The sequence below is a fragment of the Phocaeicola coprophilus DSM 18228 = JCM 13818 genome, assembly GCF_000157915.1.
In the GTDB taxonomy this organism is placed as follows: domain Bacteria; phylum Bacteroidota; class Bacteroidia; order Bacteroidales; family Bacteroidaceae; genus Phocaeicola; species Phocaeicola coprophilus.
On record NZ_EQ973630.1, the window covers coordinates 1 to 5,434 of the forward strand.

2 tRNA genes and 3 rRNA genes are annotated in these 5,434 nt (G+C 51.0%); all 5 read right to left on the reverse strand.

The features are described 5' to 3' along the window. Positions 1 to 33 precede the first annotated feature (33 nt). The 5 genes from rrf to BACCOPRO_RS00435 all read right to left on the reverse strand — a co-directional run bounded on the left by rrf (position 34) and on the right by BACCOPRO_RS00435 (position 5,061). A 5S ribosomal RNA gene (gene rrf, locus BACCOPRO_RS00415) occupies positions 34 to 142 on the reverse strand. 57 nt (positions 143 to 199) lie between these two features. Further along, positions 200 to 3,084: ribosomal RNA gene (locus BACCOPRO_RS00420) — 23S ribosomal RNA — on the reverse strand. 100 nt (positions 3,085 to 3,184) lie between these two features. Then, a tRNA-Ala gene (locus tag BACCOPRO_RS00425) sits at positions 3,185 to 3,258 on the reverse strand. Positions 3,259 to 3,341: 83 nt separating this feature from the next. Continuing rightward, positions 3,342 to 3,415 (reverse strand) — tRNA-Ile (locus BACCOPRO_RS00430). Between the two features lie 115 nt (positions 3,416 to 3,530). After that, positions 3,531 to 5,061, reverse strand: a 16S ribosomal RNA gene (locus BACCOPRO_RS00435). The 16S, 23S and 5S rRNA genes sit together here with 2 tRNA genes alongside, the layout of an rRNA operon. Positions 5,062 to 5,434: the final 373 nt, after the last annotated feature.

Here is a 5,434-nt window from a genome sequence, read left to right on the forward strand (position 1 = left end):
CCCCGGCATCCAAAAAGGAAACCGGGGATCGGAAAACGGCGACTACCTACTCTCCCACTTGCGCAGTACCATCGGCGTGACGAAGCTTAACTTCTCTGTTCGGAATGGGAAGAGGTGGAACCTTCGTGCCATAGTCACCTGAATATCTCATGTACAAGCAATACTTACGAAAACCTGAAGTATATATCAACCTCCCTGATAAGGAAAGTGAACGGGCAATTAGTAATGCTCGGCTTTGGTGTCTCCACCTTTACACCTGCATCCTATCAACGTCATCGTCTTTGACGACCCTGAGAAATCTAATCTTGCGGCCGGCTTCGCACTTAGATGCTTTCAGCGCTTATCCGATCCCGACTTAGATACCCGGCGATGCACCTGGCGGCACAACCGGTAAACCAGAGGTCGGTCCAACACGGTCCTCTCGTACTAGTGTCAGAGCCACGCAAATTTCATACGCCCACGATAGATAGAGACCGAACTGTCTCACGACGTTCTGAACCCAGCTCGCGTGCCACTTTAATGGGCGAACAGCCCAACCCTTGGGACCTTCTCCAGCCCCAGGATGTGACGAGCCGACATCGAGGTGCCAAACCACTCCGTCGATATGAGCTCTTGGGAGGGATCAGCCTGTTATCCCCGGAGTACCTTTTATCCTTTGAGCGATGTCCCTTCCATACGGAAACACCGGATCACTATGCTCTAGTTTCCTACCTGATCGACCTGTCTGTCTCCCAGTCAAGCGCCCTTCTGCCATTACACTCTCCGGACGGTTACCGATCGTCCTGAGGGCACCTTTAGAAGCCTCCGTTACGCTTTTGGAGGCGACCACCCCAGTCAAACTACCCACCAAGCAATGTCCTTCCATCCGGAAGTTAGAACTCAAACAAACGAAGGGTCGTATTTCAACAGCGGCTCCACAAACACTGGCGTGCCTGCTTCATTGCCTCCGACCTATCCTACACATCGCGTGCCCAAATTCAATGCTAAGCTATAGTAAAGGTTCACGGGGTCTTTTCGTCCCATCGCGGGTAATCGGCATCTTCACCGATACTACAATTTCACTGAGCTCACGGTTGAGACAGCGTCCGGATCATTACACCATTCGTGCAGGTCGGAACTTACCCGACAAGGAATTTCGCTACCTTAGGACCGTTATAGTTACGGCCGCCGTTTACTGGGGCTTCAATTCAATGCTTCTCTTGCGATGACATCTCCTCTTAACCTTCCAGCACCGGGCAGGTGTCAGGCTGTATACGTCTACTTTCATATTGGCACAGCCCTGTGTTTTTGTTAAACAGTTGCCTGGACCTATTCTCTGCGCCCTCCCATCTCTGGGTAGGGACCCTTTATCCCGAAGTTACAGGGTCAGTTTGCCTAGTTCCTTAACCGTGATTCACTCAAGCGCCTTAGTATATTCAACCCGACTACGTGTGTCCGTTTGCGGTACGGGTACCTTCAGAATTATGTTTAGCGGATTTTCTCGGCAGTCTGGTTACCCATGCTATTGGATTGTCCCGAAGGACGCTCCATACTCTCAAGTTCGGCTCTCTCCGCGGATTTGCCTGCGGAAATCAACGCCTACACTCTTCAACGGACTATTCCGTCAGTCCGCGATGGTGTCACTACTGCTTCCCCACGTCACTCCTGAAGGTAGTAACGGAATCTTAACCGTTTCTGCCATCGGCCTCGCCGTTCGGCTGAGCCTTAGGTCCCGACTTACCCTGATCCGATTAGCGTTGATCAGGAAACCTTAGTCTTTCGGCGAGGGGGTTTCCCGCCCCCTTTATCGTTACTTATACCTACATTTGCTTTTCCATACGCTCCAGAATACCTCACGGTACGCCTTCAACGCCGAATGGAATGCTCCCCTACCAATCATTGCTGATTCTATAGCTTCGGCAGACAACTTGATACCCGATTATTATCCACGCCCGATTCCTCGACTAGTGAGCTGTTACGCACTCTTTAAATGAATGGCTGCTTCCAAGCCAACATCCTAGCTGTCTTAGCAATCAGACTTCGTTAGTTTAACTTAGCTGTCATTTCGGGGCCTTAGCTGATAGTCCGGATTCTTCTCCTCTCGGGCAAGGACCTTAGCACCCATGCCCTCACTCCCGCGGTAAAACTGACGCGCATTCGGAGTTTGTCAGGACTTGATAGGCGGTGAAGCCCTCGCATCCTATCAGTCGCTCTACCTCACGTCAGTAACCCACGAGGCTGCACCTAAATGCATTTCGGGGAGTACGAGCTATCTCCAAGTTTGATTAGCCTTTCACCCCTACCCTCAGCTCATCCAGAAGCTTTTCAACGCTTATTGGTGCGGACCTCCATCTGGTGTTACCCAGACTTCATCCTGGCCAAGGGTAGATCACTTGGTTTCGCGTCTGCCGCCACTGACTGGACGCCCTGTTCAGACTCGCTTTCGCTTCGGCTCCGGAACTCGTGTTCCTTAACCTCGCCAGAGACGGCAACTCGTAGGTTCATTATGCAAAAGGCACGCCGTCACTCCTTGCGGAGCTCCGACCGCTTGTAGGCGCACGGTTTCAGGTACTATTTCACTCTTCTGTTCGAAGTGCTTTTCACCTTTCCCTCACGGTACTGGTTCACTATCGGTCTCTCGGGAGTATTTAGCCTTGCCGGATGGTCCCGGCAGATTCACGCAGAATTCCTCGTGTTCCGCGCTACTCAGGATACCGCTATGCTTCGTTTCGCTTCGAATACCGGACTGTCACCGTCTGTGGTCAGTCTTTCCAGGCTGTTCTTCTCACGAAATTTCTTGCAACAGCGCGGTCCTACAACCCCATACATGCCGTAACACGTATGGTTTGGGCTCTTCCCCGTTCGCTCGCCACTACTGGGGGAATCATTGTTATTTTCTCTTCCTGCAGGTACTAAGATGTTTCAGTTCCCTGCGTTAGCTTCCATCTTGGATGGATGGTATTCCTTCAGAATACCGGGTTGTCCCATTCGGAGATTCACGGATCAAGGGTTATTTGCACCTCCCCGTGACTTTTCGCAGCTTATCACGTCCTTCATCGCCTCCGAGAGCCAAGGCATCCGCCATGCGCCCTTGCTTACTTTCCTTATCACGTCACACTGACTGGCAGTGCGGGATGATATATACTTCAAGCTTTCGTACTTTTTTATTTGCTTGTTACATCATGTCATAGAACTTCTTTTCTTGTGGAGAATAACGGATTCGAACCGTTGACCCCCTGCGTGCAAAGCAGGTGCTCTAGCCAGCTGAGCTAATCCCCCGTTTTTTTTGCGGCTGCAAAGGTAAGTATTTACATCCGTTCCGCCAAAATTTCAGGGAAGTTTTTTTCGCCTCCCCTTCGAGGTAGTCCCAGGCAGAGTTGAACTGCCGACCTCTACATTATCAGTGTAGCGCTCTAACCAACTGAGCTATAGGACTAGCTTTGTGATTCAGTTCAACCTAGTCCGTTACGACTCGGCTTCATCTTTCTCTTTATATCGTTAAACAAATCCGACATAGTACAGAGGGAGAACCTCTTACGGAAACTCTCCAGAAAGGAGGTGTTCCAGCCGCACCTTCCGGTACGGCTACCTTGTTACGACTTAGCCCCAATTACCGGTTTTACCCTAGGACGATCCTCGCGGTTACGTACTTCAGGTACCCCCGGCTTTCATGGCTTGACGGGCGGTGTGTACAAGGCCCGGGAACGTATTCACCGCGCCGTGGCTGATGCGCGATTACTAGCGAATCCAGCTTCGTGGAGTCGGGTTGCAGACTCCAGTCCGAACTGAGAGGAGCTTTCGGGATTCGCATCCGGTCGCCCGGTAGCTGCCCTCTGTACTCCCCATTGTAACACGTGTGTAGCCCCGGACGTAAGGGCCGTGCTGATTTGACGTCATCCCCACCTTCCTCGCATCTTACGATGGCAGTCCTGCCAGAGTCCTCAGCATGACCTGTTAGTAACTGGCAGCAAGGGTTGCGCTCGTTATGGCACTTAAGCCGACACCTCACGGCACGAGCTGACGACAACCATGCAGCACCTCCACAGCGGCGATTGCTCGCTTATCCGTTTCCGGATAATTCCACTGCAGTTCAAGCCCGGGTAAGGTTCCTCGCGTATCATCGAATTAAACCACATGTTCCTCCGCTTGTGCGGGCCCCCGTCAATTCCTTTGAGTTTCACCGTTGCCGGCGTACTCCCCAGGTGGGATACTTAACGCTTTCGCTTGGCCGCTGACTGTCTATCGCCAACAGCGAGTATCCATCGTTTACCGTGCGGACTACCAGGGTATCTAATCCTGTTTGATACCCGCACTTTCGAGCCTCAACGTCAGTGGCGGCTTAGCAGGCTGCCTTCGCAATCGGGGTTCTTCGTGATATCTAAGCATTTCACCGCTACACCACGAATTCCGCCTGCCTCAACCGTACTCAAGGTCTCCAGTTTCAACTGCAATTTTAAGGTTGAGCCCCAAACTTTCACAGCTGACTTAAAAACCCGTCTACGCTCCCTTTAAACCCAATAAATCCGGATAACGCTCGCATCCTCCGTATTACCGCGGCTGCTGGCACGGAGTTAGCCGATGCTTATTCGTTACGGTACATGCAAAAACCTACACGTAGGTTCCTTTATTCCCGCACAAAAGAAGTTTACAACCCGTAGGGCCGTCATCCTTCACGCTACTTGGCTGGTTCAGGCTCTCGCCCATTGACCAATATTCCTCACTGCTGCCTCCCGTAGGAGTTTGGACCGTGTCTCAGTTCCAATGTGGGGGACCTTCCTCTCAGAACCCCTATCCATCGTAGGTTTGGTGGGCCGTTACCCCGCCAACTGCCTAATGGAACGCATCCCCATCGCTTACCGATAAATCTTTAATCTTAATCTCATGCGTGCTTAAGATACCATCGGGTATTAATCTTTCTTTCGAAAGGCTATCCCCGAGTAAGCGGAAGGTTGGATACGCGTTACTCACCCGTGCGCCGGTCGCCGGCAATTGAAGCAAGCTTCAATCCCGCTGCCCCTCGACTTGCATGTGTTAAGCCTGTAGCTAGCGTTCATCCTGAGCCAGGATCAAACTCTTCATTGTAAAATATCTTTTTAACCTGCATTGCTGCAGGCTCTGTTTGCTCTGTTCAGGTTTCCGTTTTCTCTTTCAGTGCACCTTATATATTTAAGGTTACTGACGGTTCTTCCCGCCATCCTCATTTTGCAGCCTGCATATCAGACTGTTTCAGACGACTTTTTCTTGTACTACATCTCGTTTGTTTATCTAAAGTCTATCAAAGATCTCTCTTCTTTTCGGCTTCCGTTTTTATCGGAAAGCGGATGCAAAGGTAAATGCTTTTTTTTATTCTGCCAAACTTTTCAGAAGTTTTTTTTCGAAAAAGTTTTTTCCAGGGAAACCGGAAGGATGACTTTCTCGCTCCCTTGGACAATACCAAGGTAAGATACTCGCACAG